The organism is Pseudomonas sp. BTN1 (assembly GCF_001907715.1).
Taxonomy (GTDB): Bacteria; Pseudomonadota; Gammaproteobacteria; order Pseudomonadales; family Pseudomonadaceae; genus Aquipseudomonas; species Aquipseudomonas paracarnis.
The window spans coordinates 111,737-125,291 of the sequence record NZ_MPBM01000071.1 but is presented as its reverse complement, the minus strand read 5'-3'; the positions used below and the strand labels follow the sequence as shown (position 1 = coordinate 125,291).

The following is a 13,555-nucleotide window of genomic DNA, read 5'->3' as shown; positions in this document are numbered from 1 at the left end:
GTTTGGGTACTGCCATAGCCCGCCTTCAGCGAGCTTTTTTCTTCGGGGGTTTGGGTGCTGCCGTAGCCGGCGATGATCAAGCTATCAGAGCCTGATGTCCCGGTGCTGCCATAGCCGGCAATCAGGGTGCTTTGGTCGCCAGCAGTTTCAGTACTACCGTAGCCGGCAATAAGTTGGCTCTGGTTTGCGCCAGTCAATGTACTGCCGTACGTGGCAGTCTCTAATGTGGTTGATGACGAAACACTCTCAACGGGCCTGGCAATATCAAACACACTTTCAGTCACTGGCAACGACACTGCAACCGTCGCGTTCACCTCTACAGGTATCTGTGTAGAGGCGTCCACCTCAACAAAGTCCACCGCAGACAAGGGATAATCAGCAATATGCTCAACGATATAACGCGCTGCGCTACTTCGAGTGCCGACATGTACAACTTCAGCACGAGGAAACTTAACGCCTTCACTCGCATCCAGAACAACAACTTCTTGAGCAAGCACTTCACACACCACCCAACGGGCATCGGGCTGCATATTCAGATGGGTACTCGCGCCCTTGCCCCAGAGCAGTCCAGACAAGCCATTCTCGACTTTTCGGGTGGGTTTCCAATACTTGCACTCCACAACACCGGAGACCGGCCAAATCAGGCCGCAGTGATCGGACATATTATTGGCACACGTGCGTAACACTAGAACTTTATCAGCGTTCATAACAATACCTTCATAAGGTTAATTATCGGAGAATCATTGCTCCTTGCTCACTGAAAGTAACATCTAATGTCCAGCAATAATTTTTTCATCTCTCGGACGACTTCACGCCATTTCGGAAAATGCAGAAAAACGCCAGGGCTTTCAGAGCGCTGCCCAACTATTACAACCCTTATTTTTTTGTGCGAAGACTTCAACGATTTCGGCATGACTTCAATTACGACATGAATAAGTCGCCGTAAACATTAAACCGTTATAAATATTGATCCACATCACTTGTGCAGGATCGTACAAGCCCTCGGATCAGCATCTGGATACGCTAAGGCCTTCGAAAAGAGGATCCAACATGACTCAACGCCCACATCCCACCCAGCCTGTAAACCTCACGCACAAAGCCTCGCTCATCGATCAGCAATGGAGCCCAAGAGTGGTCGCCGAAATGAACGACTACCAGTTCAAGGTGGTGCGTATCGAGGGTGAATTCATTTGGCATTCGCACCCCGAAACCGATGAAGCGTTCCTGGTGCTTGAAGGCACGCTGCGTATCGACCTGCCGGATGGCCCGGTGTATGTGAAGCCGGGCGAGTTGTATGTGGTGTCGCGTGGCATTGAGCACAGGACCGCCGCCGAAGGTGAAGCCAGGCTGATGATGATCGAGCCAAGGGGCATTTTGAATACCGGGCATGAAGGCGGTGAGCGTACCGCGTTGAATGACCAGTGGATTTGAGCGCTGAGGCTTATTGCCCTCTGTAGGAGCGTGCTTGCTCGCTCCTACTGGCATTCGGGCAAGCCCCAAGCCCTATCGCCTTTGAATCTGCACCGTAGCAAACGTCGGCTCGTCGCGCGCCTGCTCCAGTGCATTTCTGGGCCTTTGCGGGGCCCGGGCTTGCACCTCGGGCCGTAGCTCAGGCGGCGGTTGCAGGCGCATGTCCGAGCGCTCATCGCTGGGCGCAACGCCGAAGAAATCCCGGTAGCACTTGGAAAAATGCGGCGTAGACACAAAGCCGCAAATCACCGCCAGTTCGACAATCGAAATGGGCGTCTGCATCAGCAACTGGCGGGCTCGGGTCAGGCGCAGCTTGAGGTAATAGCGCGATGGCGTGCAGTACAGGTGCTTCTGGAACATACGCTCCAACTGGCGGCGGGACACGTGCACGTAGGCGGCCAGTTCGTCGAGGTCGATGGGTTCTTCCAGGTTGGCTTCCATCAGGGCGACCACTTCTTGCAGCTTGGGCTGTTGCGTGCCCAGCAGGTGCTTGAGCGGCACGCGTTGGTGGTCGCGCTCGTTGCGAATGCGCTCGTACACGAACATTTGGGAAATCGCCGCCGACAGCGTGTGCCCGTGATCGCGGCCGATCAGGTGCAGCATCATGTCCAGCGGTGCAGTGCCGCCGGAGCTGGTGAAGCGGTTGCCATCAAGCGTGAACACGCTGGAGCTGACTTTGACGCGGGTGAACGCCTCCTGCATCGACGCCATCAGCTCCCAATGCACGCTGCACTGGAAGCCATCAAGCAACCCCGCCTGGGCCAGCGCCCAACTGCCGGTGCATATCGCGCCGAGACGTTTGCAGTACAGGCGCGCCTGGCTGCGCAACCAAGCGATGAGCGCAGGGCTGATAGCCTGTTGAATGCCCACGCCGCCGCACACGATCACCGCATCAAAACCGCGCTGGTCCTGCGCGCACGCATCCGGGGTCACCGACACGCCATCGCTGGCCCACACCGGCTGGCCGTCCAGGCTCAGGGTTTGCCAACGGTAGAGCTCTTCGCCCGCCAATTGGTTGGCCATGCGCAGCGGCTCGACCGCACACGACAGCGATATCAGCGTGAATTGGTCCAGCAGCAAAAAGCCGATGGTCTGGCAAACAGGTACCTCGGTTTCCATCACCGCTACCCCACGGGCGTGATCAGGACTGTTCCAGCGCCACCGGCTTGGGTGCCCGGTTGTGCTGACGCGACGTGACCAGGCCGATAAAGGAAATCACCAACGCCAGGCCAATGGTCGAGGACACTTCGGTGCGGTGTTCCGGCGTCACCATCATCACCCCCAGGGCCAGGCAGATGAACACGATCACCAGGTAAGTCAGCCAGGGAAACAGCCACATGCGAAAGGTCAACTCGACGTTCTGCCGAAGCAGCAAGCGACGCATACGCAGTTGCGAGATAGCGATCACCAGGTACACCAACAACGCGATGGCGCCGGAGCTGGCGAGCAGGAACTGGAACAGACCGGCCGGCATGAAGTAGCTCAGCAACGTAACGCCCGCACCGATGATGGTGCTGGCGATCACCGCAGCCCTGGGCACGCCCGCCTTTGAGGTGATTTTAAGTGCCGGTGGCGCATCGCCGCGTTTGCCCAGGGAAAACAACATGCGCGAGGAAATGTAGATTGAGGAGTTCATGCAACTGGCTACCGCGATCAACACCACCACATCGACCATGAACTTGGCGTTGGGGATGTTCATAATTTCCAGTGCACGCTGATAGGAACCCACGGACGCCAGTAGCGGATCGTTCCAGGGCACCACAGAAATCACGACGGCGATCGACAACAGGTAGAACACGCCAATGCGCCAGATCACCGAGCGGGTAGCCTTGGCGATGTTCTGCGCCGGGTTGCTCGATTCTGCTGCAGCGATGGTCACCGCTTCGGTGCCGATGAAACTGAACATGATGGTAATGAACGCGCCTACCACCGCCGACAGGCCGTTGGGAGCAAACCCGCCATGCTCTTCCATCAAGCGGCTCAAGCCGCTGGCTTCGCGATCCGGGATCCAGCCCATGAGTACGCTGAAGCCCAGGCCGATAAAGCCGACGATGGCGATCACCTTGGCCATGGCGAACCAGAATTCGAATTCGCCGTATTTGGCCACGCTGAACAGATTGGTGATCACCAGCAACACGATTGAGATCAACGCAAACAGCCACGCATCAACCTGAGGGAACCACTGATTGAGCACGTGCCCGGCGGCCAAGGCTTCGATGGGAATGACCAGCACCCAGAACCACCAATACAACCAGCCGATGGTGAACCCCGCCCAAGGGCCGATGGCCTGGTCGGCGTAGGTGGAAAACGAGCCGGTGTCCGGGCGTGCCACCGCCATTTCCCCCAGCATGCGCATGACCAGCACCACCAGCAGGCCGGAAAACAGGTAAGCCAGCAACACCGCTGGCCCCGCTGCGGCGATGGCATGTCCGGAGCCGACAAACAGCCCCGCGCCGATGATGCCGGCGATGGACAACATAGTCACGTGGCGGGGCTTGAAGCCTTGCGCCAGCTGACCGTTAGAATCGTTGGGAGTCAGGCTAATCATTGTTTTTGTTGTGCTCAGGCGGCCAATGACCCTCACCTTAAGTGCGCGGGGCCCGGTACAAGTAGCCTGGTTACGCCATCATCGAGTCTGATATCGACATTGGTCATGGCGGTGCACGGGTTTACCGAGCGTCACGCCTTACTCTTGAACGCTGCGTATGAGCGAGCCAAACAGCTCCCCACGCGGCATCTTGTCCAGTGGGATACCGGCATTCTCGAACCACTCCTGGCCGGCTTCCGGATGCGGCCCGCTCAGCACCACAACGCCTTTCTGGTAGGCATAGCGCGCCGCTGCCACATCGCCATTGCGGTAAGTGGCGAGGGTCCTGTAGGGCGCGGCGGCACTGGCCTTGGGAAAGTACGGGCCGTCCTGATAGAACACATGATCAGCCTGGCCGTCCCACGTCACCCGCACAGCAGCGTCGTCGATACCGGTCACTTCAAAACCGGGGCGGCCGGCTTCGGTGTCCAGCGCCTGGGGGATCAGCCCGAGATTGTTGTCGTCCGCCAGGTAGGCGCCCATGCACAGGCCCAGGTAACGGCCACCCTTGGCAACATAGTCGCGGATAGCCTCGGCACGCTCATCACCGAGACTGTCGAGGGCGCCGGGGATGTCCTGGCCGCCGCCGGGTTGTACATAAAGGTCGTAGCGGGCCAGGGTGTGTGGGGTGATGTCGATGGGTTCGTCGGCACCCACGAAGTCGATCTGGTAATTCGGGTTGAGACGCTGCAAGGCGGTTTTCACGTTTTCCGAGCAGTCCGGGCAGCCTGCCGGGCCTCGGTAGATGGCGACATGGGTAATGGGGCCTGCGCCGTGTACGGGTAAAGGGTGCAGCGTCGCAACGGCGAGAAACGTGGCAGCGAGGGCAGGCAGTTTCATGGGATAGGCTCAACGGTCAGTTGAATGGGTTTGATCCAGACGTGGCAGCGCCAAGCCTATAACGGTGAGCCTTTTGAATTCGTGAAGAGTTGTAAATCCAGGTCGGCCATTTATTCACTTCCCAGCATCTGCCACAACGACGCGCCTACGCCGGTAATGCTCTCACCGGCGATCAGCCCCGCCGCTGCCGTGATCGCAAAGCGCTGCGTCACACTTGGCCAGCGACAGCTCACGGCCCAGGTCATGATCGCGCCAAGGGCCATCATCAGCGACACCGACGCAGGCAAGACAAACGCCAGTCCCAAGGCTGCCGTACTGGGCAGATAGCGGGCGCGATGGGTGGGTAATGTGCTGTCGAGTATGCCCAGCAGTACGCCGCACAGGCTTGCAACAGCAATGGCCCAGCGGATACTGGGTGACAGCGAATCCAGCCCGTGGGTCAGGGTTTGGGCCACGGCTTTCCAGGTGGCGACGGCCGGGGCTGGCCATTGTTCGGTGAGCAGCATGGTTTGCGGGTCGGGGATCAACGCCAGGTACGCGAATACGCCGACGACGCTGCCGACAAAAATCCCGAGAATCTGGGCGATAACCTGTTTGTGCGGCGTCGCGCCAATCGCCTTGCCCACCTTGAAGTCATTCATCAGGTCCGTGCACTGCCCCGCCGCCCCCCCAGCGGTGTTGGCGCTCATCAGGTTGATCGGCATCTGGCCCGGCGCAACGATGCCAAAACTCAGCTGGGACAGTTGTCCGATGGCGCCAATCGGCGGAATACCGGTTGCCCCCACCACCCGCGCCGCCACGGCGGCCAGGCAGATCGCCAGGGGAATGGTCAGCAGCGCCATCCCAAGGTTGATACCGAACAACAGCGCTTGCAGGCTCACCACCAACACTATCGCCAGCGCGAACCCCACGGCAGGCCCAGGCTTGGGAACCGCCCAGGGCGTGCCGCCAGCCGCTCGGGTTGAGCGATGCAACGCCCACAGGCGAATCGCCAGGGACGCCAGGGTGGAACACACCATCAGGCTCACGCCGGGCCACAGCAGCCATTCCACCAGCGCGGCAAATTGCGGGCCGCTGCTGTCGGCGGGCAGGCTCACCAAGCCATCGGCCAACAGCCACGGCCCCAGCCCGCCCCATGCCAGCAAGGCGCCGAGCAACAGGGTCAGGCCTACGCGAATGCCGATGATGCCGCCGAACCCCAGCAACAGCAGAGAGGGGTCGGCGGTGAAGGTCAGGCGCTCCAACTGGGCGTTCGGTGACCAGCGCGGGAAGGCCCACATAAAGGTATCCACCCACTTGACCAACCCGGACAACAACGCTGCGCCGAGCAGCACTTTCAAGCGCGTGGCGGCTTCGCGACCATGGTTGTAGATGTGCAGCAGGGTTTCCAGGGTGGCCATGCCTTCGGGAAACTTCAGGGCCTTGTCATTGAGCAATGAAGGCCGCAGGTACCACGCGATCCAGATCCCCAGGAAGCTCACCGAGAACACCCACGCGATCATCGGCAGCGCTGCCAGTTGGTTGCCGGTGAGCAAGGTATACGCCGGGATGGGCGCGACCAGCCCGCCGGAAATAATCGACGCCGCGGCAGAGGCCACGGTCTGGTTGATATTGCTCTCGTGCAGGGTCCACGGCAGGTGTTCAGCGGAACGCTGGGCCAGGCCTTGCCAGAGGCCATAACCGATCAGCAAGGCGATGATCGACATATTGAACGACCAGCCGATCTTCAAGCCTGCGTACACATTGGAAGGGGTCAGCAGGATGCCCAGCACGATCCCGGTGATGACTGCCCGCAGGCTCAGTTCGCGCTCTACGGGCGCGATTGACGAGATGGAGTGCATGCAGATTCCTTTCGAGAAAAGCCAGTGCCACCTTTTAAGTGAGCGCTGGGAGACTCGAAGGTTCACCTGACGAACCTGGGTCTAAGGCTGTAAATGTGGGAGGGGGCAAGCCTCAATGCCAGTCAGTTAAGCGAACGAAGTGTTCAAAGCAGCGAAGGTCAAATGTGGGAGCGGGCTTGCTCGCGAAGGCGTCGGCCCAGCAAACATCGAGGCTGACTGACCCACCGCTTTCGCGAGCAAGCCCGCTCCCACAGGAGATCTGCGCTTAACTGACTGGCATTAGGGCAAGCCTCCTCCAACATGGCTTCTGGCTATTTGGCGAACGCGTATTCCCCGCCCCGCTCCACCGCCTTGCGATAAGCCGGCCGCGCCTGGAGCTTTTGCAGCCACGCCGCGAGGTTCGGGTAGGCCTGCAATTTGCCCTGGGCCTGGGCGACTTCGCCGATAAAGCTCATCTGGATATCCGCGCCGCTGAGTGCGTCGCCCACCAGGTACGGCGTGTGGCCCAGCACGTCATTCAGGTAGCCCAGGTAGTTGGCCAGCTCCGATTCAATCCGCGGATGCAGCGGTGCACCTGCGTCACCCAGGCGTCCGACGTAGAGGTTGAGCATCAGCGGCAGCATGGCCGAGCCTTCGGCAAAATGCAGCCATTGCACATAGCTGTCGTAGGCGTCGGTAGCTGGGTCGGGTTGCAGTTGGCCGTTGCCGTGGCGACGGATGAGGTAGTCGATGATCGCGGCGGACTCGATCAGCACACGCGAGCCGTCTTCGATCACCGGGGATTTGCCCAGGGGGTGAATGGCCTTGAGTTCAGGCGGCGCCAGGTTGGTCTTGGCGTCGCGCTGGTAGCGTTTGATGTCGTAGGGCAGGCCCAATTCTTCAAGCGCCCACAGGATACGTTGTGAGCGGGAATTGTTGAGGTGGTGAACAGTGATCATCGAGGCAACACCTTGGGGGGATTTAAGAGAAGACTACAGCGTAGCGGTGAAGTGCCGCGAATGTCGCCAGGCAGCACCGGCCTGCACGATCGAATGTGGGAGATGTCGAGCTTTAGCTAGGCTTCGAAGGCTGCGGCATTCACGACATGGATGTTGCCTGATACACCGCTCGAAGCCTCGCTAAGGCTCCACATCTCCCACACTGGACCGGTGGCGGTCAGGCGAGCAACTGATCGATCCACTTCACCTGCTGCACGATCTCCTGCACTTTCTGCTCGGGCACCGCCTGCCGCGCCTGTTCGAGGCTGGCCAATGTCTTGCGCTTCTGGCGCAATATCCGTTGCCATTTCGCCACAAACGCCGGGCTGCGGGCCTGCATTTGCAGCGGGCCGAAGTACAGTTGCTCGGCGGTATAGGTGACCGCCTCGGCGCGTTCGGCAACGATGATTTCGTAGTAGAAGCGGTTTTCCAGCAGCAGCTCCTCGTGCAGGATCCGGTAGCCGTTGTCCATCAACCATTGGCGCAGGGGGTGCTCGCCGCCGTTGGGTTGCAGGATCAGGCGTTCCCGGCCATTGAGGTGCGCCTTGCCACTGTCGAGAATGTCGCGGATCGTCTCGCCGCCCATGCCGCACAGGCTGATGGCGGTAATGTCATCGCCGGCTTGAATCGCCGCCAAACCATCGGCCAGGCGCACGGTGATGTGCTGCGTCAGGCCGTTGTCGGCCACGGTACGGTTGGCCGCCTGAAACGGTGTCGCGGCCACTTCCCCCGCCACGGCCGCCGCAATAGCGCCGCGGTGTATCAGGGCCACCGGCAGGTAGGCGTGGTCGGAGCCGATATCGGCCAGGCGGGCACCCGTCGGTATGTGCGCGGCAACGCGCTCCAGGCGCTGGGACAAGGTGTGTTCGTTCAACGGTGATTCCTTAAGAGTGCCCGGAAAATCGATCCCGGCTGTTGGTCAAGTGCAGCACCATGGCCGCCCGTGCGGCGTCCGGGTCCTGGCGCTTGATAGCGTTGTAGATGGCCTCGTGTTCCAGGTTCGCCAACTGCCCCAGTTGGGCAAAGTCCGCGCCGCCGCGCTCGACGGCATTCACCTGGGTGCGCGGAATCATCGCCGTGCCCAGGTGCTGCATGATGTCGGTGAAAAACGTATTGCCGGTGGCTTCGGCGATCAGTTGGTGAAAGCGCTTGTCCTCCTCCACACAGCTGTCGTTGTTGGCCAGGGAGGCTTGGTAGTCGTCCAGTGCCTGGCGCATGTGGGCCAGTTGTGCCTCGCTCCTGCGCAGCGCGGCCAACGCCACCGCTTGCACTTCCAGGCCCAGGCGCAATTCGAGCATGTTGCGCACGCTGGCGACCGTGTCCACATGCAAGCGCAGGCCCGGCTGCGTGTGCTGCTCCAGCACAAAGGTGCCGATGCCGTGACGCGTCTCCACCAGCCCCGACGCCTGCAGCTTGGACAAGGCTTCACGCACCACGGTACGGCTCACCCCATGCTCAAGCACGATGGTGGATTCGGACGGCAGTTTTTCACCCGGCTTGAGTTGTCCCAACTGGATGCGCTGGGTCAGTGCCTCGACCACACCCTGTGCCAGGTTGGCGGAACGTTTACGCACAGGCGGTGTGCTTTTAATCGGCATCGAGACGGGTCCACGGGGTTGGGCTGGGGGGAGCTTATCACCCTGAGCGCACGGGGCGACGGGTGGTGGCGAAAAACACCCAACTTGTATGACAACGCACTCATCCCACCTCACCCGACCCTGTCTTCGCTTTGAGAGAAGCGCACACCCCGAGCCGTGACCAGCGGGGAAAAACCCAATAAAACCTGGCAAATAACCAAAATAGCCAATCTCAATACCGGCTTATAAGAACAAAACAGCCCTCACAGGATTGCGGCCTTCAAAAAACAACTTGTATGATGTCTGTCAACAAAACACCAAACCCGCATAAAAATAATCAGGGGGAGTTTTCATTCGTGAAGCATTCAAGCCCAGCATCTGCCGTACCCGAAAGTGATTCAGCGCTCGCCCGCGCCGTGAGCAAAGTGAAGGGTCATGTGCTCCCACTGTTCGTGGTCATGTTCATCCTCAACTACATCGACCGGGTCAATATCGGCTTCGTGCGCACGCACATGGAGCATGACCTGGGGATCGGCGCAGCGGCCTACGGCTTCGGCGCCGGGCTGTTCTTCATTGGCTATGCGCTGTTCGAAGTGCCGTCCAACATGCTGCTGCAAAAAGTCGGCGCGCGTATCTGGCTGACCCGCATCATGTTCACCTGGGGCATCGTCGCCACGCTGATGGCGTTTATCCAGAACGAAACCCACTTCTACATCCTGCGTTTCCTGCTGGGTGTGGCGGAAGCAGGATTCTTCCCGGGCGTGATCTATTACTTCACGCGCTGGTTGCCCGGCGTGGAGCGTGGCAAGGCTATCGCGATCTTCCTCAGTGGCTCGGCGGTGGCGTCGTTGATCTCCGGGCCGTTGTCGGGCGCGTTGTTGCAGATCGAAGGCTTTGGTTTGCATGGCTGGCAATGGATGTTCGGCATCGAGGGCCTGGCCTCGGTGGCGCTGGGCTTCTTCGTGTGGTTCTGGCTCGACTCCAAACCCCACGACGCCAAGTGGTTGAGCCGCGAAGAGCAGGATGCGCTGGTGGGCGCCATCGATCAGGAGCAACGTGATCGCGAAGCCCTGACCACGGTGAAACCCACCCTCGGCAAGCTGCTCAAAGACCGCCAGATCCTGCTGTTCTGCGCTCTGTACTTCTGCATTCAATTGACGATCTACGCCGCCACCTTCTGGCTGCCCAGCATCATCAAGAAAATGGGCGACCTAAGTGATGTGCAGGTGGGTTTCTTCAACTCGATCCCCTGGCTGATCTCGATCATTGCCATGTACGCCTTCGCGTCGCTGTCGGGCAAGTTCAAGTTCCAGCAAGCCTGGGTCGCGGCGGCCCTGCTGATCGCGGCGGCCGGCATGTTCATGTCCACCACCGGCGGGCCGATCTTCGCTTTCGTGGCGATCTGTTTTGCCGCCATAGGGTTCAAGTCCGCGTCGTCGCTGTTCTGGCCGATCCCCCAGGGCTACCTGGATGTGCGCATCGCCGCCGCGGTGATCGCGCTGATCAACTCCATTGGCAACCTGGGCGGTTTTGTGGCGCCGACTACCTTCGGCTTTCTCGAACAAACCACCGGCTCGATCCAGGGCGGGCTGTATGGCCTGGCCTGCACCTCGGTGCTCGCGGCCATCCTGGTGTTCTTTGCCAAGACCTCTCCCTCTGCCGTGTTGGCCGTGCCCGACGGTGCCGCCATCAGCAAACCTCTTTGAACTCAGCCAGGAACGCGCCATGAATACCCCTGTAGTCACCCACTTCCAAGTCATCCCCGTCGCCGGCCACGACAGCATGTTGCTCAACCTCAGCGGCGCCCACGGCCCCTACTTCACGCGCAATATCGTGATCCTCAAGGACAGCAGTGGCAACACTGGCGTGGGCGAAGTGCCCGGCGGCGAGCGCATTCGCCAAACCCTGGAAGACGCCCGCAGCCTGGTGGTCGGCCAGCCGATTGGCCAGTACCAGCGCGTTCTCAACCAGATGCGCAGTACCTTTGCGTCTCGAGACAGCGCGGGCCGCGGCCTGCAAACCTTCGACCTGCGCATCACCATCCACGCCGTCACCGCCATGGAGGCCGCACTGCTCGACCTGCTGGGCCAGTTCCTCGAAGTGCCGGTGGCCGCCTTGCTAGGCGAAGGCCAGCAACGCGACGCAGTGAAGATGCTCGGCTACCTGTTCTATGTGGGGGATCGCAACGCCACCGACCTGGCCTACCGCAACGAGGCCGACGCCGATGACGACTGGTTCCGCCTGCGCCATGAAACAGCCCTGACCGCCGACGCGGTAGTGCGCCTGGCCGAAGCGGCCAAGGCCAAATACGGTTTCAACGATTTCAAGCTCAAGGGCGGCGTATTGAGTGGCGACGCGGAAATCGAAGCCGTCACTGCGCTGGCCGAGCGTTTTCCCGATGCGCGCATCACCCTTGATCCCAACGGCGCATGGTCCTTAAAAGAAGCCATCCGCCTGTGCCGCGACCAGCATCATGTGCTGGCCTACGCCGAAGACCCCTGCGGCGCAGAAAACGGCTACTCGGGCCGCGAAGTCATGGCCGAATTCCGCCGCGCCACAGGCCTGAAAACCGCCACCAACATGATCGCCACCGACTGGCGTGAAATGGGCCATGCCATCCAGTTGCAATCAGTGGACATCCCCCTCGCCGACCCGCACTTCTGGACCATGCAGGGCTCGGTGCGCGTCGCGCAGATGTGCAACGAGTGGGGCCTGACCTGGGGCTCGCACTCCAATAACCACTTCGATATTTCCCTGGCGATGTTTACCCAGGTGGCGGCGGCCGCCCCCGGCGAGATCACCGCCATCGATACCCACTGGATCTGGCAGGACGGCCAGCGCCTGACGCGGGAGCCGTTGAAGATTGAAGGGGGCTATGTGAAGGTGCCGGCCAAGCCTGGCCTGGGTGTGGATATTGATATGGACGCCGTAGCCCAGGCCCATGAGCTGTACAAAGGCATGGGCCTTGGAGCCCGGGATGACAGTGTGGCGATGCAGTTTCTGATCCCGGGTTGGGGCTTTGATAACAAGCGGCCTTGTTTGGTGCGGTAACTCGGTTTGAGGAACGCTCAGCGCAATGTGAGCGTGACGCAAAAAATCCGATGCCCAAACAGGCATCGGATTTTAGTCAGATCAGAAGCTTAGCGGTTTGACCTCTGGCACGTCTGCCAGAGGCCCCTTTGCGCTACTGCCGATCGGCGACCTCCAGATCCGCCTCATCCTGCTCCAGGCCAGAGAGAGCAGTGCCATTGATCATCGGCCCATAACGGCGGCTGAATTCCCAGTTGTAGGGCACATGGTCTTTGCTGATCCCGTTGTCCCAATTCACCGACCAGGTCATCAGGCCCTTGATCGACAATCCTTTGTCGTGCAAACGCTTGAATGTATTGGTCACGGCTGTTGGGTTGATCACATAACCGGTGGCAGCCGCATCGACGTTCGCAGGCAGGCCAATGACGAACTTGTCTGCCGGGATCTTGGTAAACCCGCGCGTTCCGCTCACCAGACTTTCGGTGAGGTAAAACAGGAAGTCCTCCTTCAGCGCGTCGTTGTTCTGGGCAATCCAGGCGCCGTTGCCGCTGTTGACCTCCTGCACCCAAATGCCGTCGCCACCCTGGTTGTAATACTGCGGGGCGATGAAGTCGTAATAGCCTTCCAGCGCCTGGATGTAACCGACGTATTTGCCGGCGGTGGTGAGGTACGGAAACTCCGGCGCCATGCTGATGATGAAGTGTTTGCCTTGAGCCGCGTAGTGGTCCTTGACCAGTTTCAAGGCGGCGGGCAGGACAGTCTTGTTGTCGGCGAAATCAATCGCGCTCTGTTCAAGATCAATATCCAGGCCATCAAAGCCATAGGTTTCCACCAGGCGGATAATTTCGCTGGCCAGCGGCTGTTCGTTGCCTTTATGCAGTTCGATGTGTGCATCGGCGCCGCCAAGGGAAATCAGCACCGCCCTGCCCTGGCTGTTCAGCACGCCCACCTGGCGACGGAACTCGGCGTCGGACAGCTTGTACGGTTTGAAGGTTGGGATACCGTTGCCCTTCATGAAGGCCACGGCCACCACGTTGTAATCCTTTGGCACATCCACCAGGCTGATATTGGCGAACTGGCCACGCTGGTAGCCATCGCTCGGGCCGGCAGGCCAGTTGTGCCAGAAGCCCATGAGGATCTTTTTGCCGGCAATGCTCGGCATCAGCGAAGCGGCATCGTTGAGCGGCGATTGCAGTGAGGTAAAGTCAATCTTTGACATGTTCTAATCCTTCA

Annotated in this window: 10 protein-coding genes and 2 pseudogenes; 3 read left to right on the top strand and 9 right to left on the bottom strand. The window is 60.2% G+C overall.

Annotated elements, in window-relative coordinates:
- Positions 1-707: pseudogene (locus BMH52_RS28575) on the bottom strand (Ice nucleation protein); the annotation flags it as partial.
- Positions 708-1,050: 343 nt separating this feature from the next.
- Between BMH52_RS28575 and BMH52_RS26480 the strand changes: the two are divergent.
- The gene (locus tag BMH52_RS26480) at positions 1,051-1,431 is read left to right on the top strand and encodes a cupin domain-containing protein (protein WP_073845550.1); all 381 of its coding nucleotides are present in this window, start codon (positions 1,051-1,053) and stop codon (positions 1,429-1,431) included.
- A 72-nt stretch (positions 1,432-1,503) separates the two neighbouring features.
- Here BMH52_RS26480 and BMH52_RS26475 read toward each other — a convergent pair whose 3' ends face one another.
- The 7 genes from BMH52_RS26475 to BMH52_RS26445 form a co-directional block, all read right to left on the bottom strand.
- A complete protein-coding gene (locus BMH52_RS26475; protein ID WP_073845548.1) occupies positions 1,504-2,589 on the bottom strand; it encodes a GlxA family transcriptional regulator in 1,086 nt (361 codons plus the stop codon).
- 22 nt (positions 2,590-2,611) lie between these two features.
- Positions 2,612-4,018: an amino acid permease gene (locus tag BMH52_RS26470; protein WP_073845546.1), complete on the bottom strand. Its 1,407-nt coding sequence runs from the start codon at positions 4,016-4,018 to the stop codon at positions 2,612-2,614.
- 138 nt (positions 4,019-4,156) lie between these two features.
- Positions 4,157-4,897 carry a BPL-N domain-containing protein gene (locus BMH52_RS26465; protein ID WP_014719200.1) on the bottom strand — a complete coding sequence of 247 codons (741 nt, stop codon included), beginning with the start codon at positions 4,895-4,897 and terminating at the stop codon, positions 4,157-4,159.
- A 110-nt stretch (positions 4,898-5,007) separates the two neighbouring features.
- Positions 5,008-6,738, bottom strand: coding sequence for an OPT family oligopeptide transporter (locus BMH52_RS26460; RefSeq protein WP_073845544.1), 1,731 nt, complete (start codon positions 6,736-6,738; stop codon positions 5,008-5,010).
- Between the two features lie 311 nt (positions 6,739-7,049).
- Positions 7,050-7,676, bottom strand: coding sequence for a glutathione S-transferase family protein (locus tag BMH52_RS26455; RefSeq protein WP_073845542.1), 627 nt, complete (start codon positions 7,674-7,676; stop codon positions 7,050-7,052).
- Positions 7,677-7,893: 217 nt separating this feature from the next.
- Positions 7,894-8,589, bottom strand: coding sequence for a tRNA (adenine(22)-N(1))-methyltransferase TrmK (locus tag BMH52_RS26450; protein ID WP_073845540.1), 696 nt, complete (start codon positions 8,587-8,589; stop codon positions 7,894-7,896).
- Between the two features lie 10 nt (positions 8,590-8,599).
- The gene (locus tag BMH52_RS26445) at positions 8,600-9,313 is read right to left on the bottom strand and encodes a FadR/GntR family transcriptional regulator (RefSeq protein WP_032896089.1); all 714 of its coding nucleotides are present in this window, start codon (positions 9,311-9,313) and stop codon (positions 8,600-8,602) included.
- A 335-nt stretch (positions 9,314-9,648) separates the two neighbouring features.
- On the opposite strand from BMH52_RS26445, the gene BMH52_RS26440 reads away from it, so the two are divergent.
- Positions 9,649-10,998, top strand: a complete 1,350-nt coding sequence (locus BMH52_RS26440) for an MFS transporter (protein ID WP_019817553.1) — start codon at positions 9,649-9,651, stop codon at positions 10,996-10,998.
- A gap of 19 nt (positions 10,999-11,017) precedes the next feature.
- Positions 11,018-12,343, top strand: a complete 1,326-nt coding sequence (gene gudD, locus BMH52_RS26435; protein WP_014719206.1) for a glucarate dehydratase — start codon at positions 11,018-11,020, stop codon at positions 12,341-12,343.
- A gap of 196 nt (positions 12,344-12,539) precedes the next feature.
- Here the strand turns inward: gudD and BMH52_RS26430 are convergent.
- A pseudogene (locus BMH52_RS26430) lies at positions 12,540-13,541 on the bottom strand (chitinase); the annotation flags it as partial.
- Positions 13,542-13,555 lie beyond the last annotated feature (14 nt).